The organism is Corallococcus sp. 4LFB (genome assembly GCF_046520365.1).
GTDB lineage: Bacteria > Myxococcota > Myxococcia > Myxococcales > Myxococcaceae > Corallococcus > Corallococcus caeni.
Window position 1 is genome coordinate 1 of the sequence record NZ_JBKGHJ010001133.1, and the last position, 849, is coordinate 849.

Annotated in this window: 2 pseudogenes; both read left to right on the plus strand. The window is 75.6% G+C overall.

The window, feature by feature from the left end:
- A pseudogene (locus ACLEQD_RS44535) lies at window positions 1-390 on the plus strand (hypothetical protein); the annotation flags it as partial.
- Between the two features lie 81 nt (window positions 391-471).
- A pseudogene (locus ACLEQD_RS44540) lies at window positions 472-849 on the plus strand (hypothetical protein); the annotation flags it as partial.

Sequence of the window (849 nt, forward strand, 5' to 3'; positions counted from 1 at the left end):
CCGCCGCCGGAGGAGGCCGTGGCCGGCGGCGCGGCGCCTCCGCATCCGCATCCGCCCCAGGGCCCGGAGGCCGACGCGGCCCTCACCCCGGCTCCGGAGGCCCCGGCGGAGGAAGAGGCGCCCGAGCCCACGATGACGTGGGACTTCACGAAGCCCGGCCTGCCCCTGTGGAAGCGGGCGGTGCTCGTCCCCTGGTGCCTGCTCTTCCAGCCCATCCCGGACGCGGAGCTGGACGAGGCGGGGGAGGAGGAGGAGTGGGTCCCCGGTCCCACCAACATCCCCTTCGGCCCGTGGCTGGCGCTGGCGGGGCTGGAGGTGATGCTGCTGGGGCCGTGGCTGATGCGCGTGCTGCCGGTGGAGGTGGCGCTGATGCTCGGGGGGACGCGGTGAGGGGGCTCGGGCCGGTGCCGGGATGAAGTGGCGCATCGCCAGCGTGGCGTTCCTGCTGGGGTCGCTGTCCACGGGCCTGTCGTGGCTGACGCTGCAGCCGGTGTTGATCCGCCTCCTGGACACCGCGCGCGGCTGGCGCTGCCGGGGTCGCTGGACATGGAGGGCCTGGCGCGGATCCGCGCCTTCCTGCCGCTGGCGCTGGGGCTGGACCTGCTGGTGCTGACGGTCCTGGCCTACGGCGTGCTGTACCTGGCGGTGGGGCGCCCGCTGCGCGCCATGGAGAAGTCCGTGGAGCAGCTGGGCCGGCTGCAGCTGGACGTGCCGCTCTCCGGGCAGGGCGGGCCGTTCCTGTCGCGCATCCAGCGCGAGCTGCGGCGCATGGCGGAGGCGCTGCGCCAGGAGCAGGCCCTCACGCGCTCGCAGCTGGAGGCGCTGCGCGAGGCGAACGCCCGGCTCGCG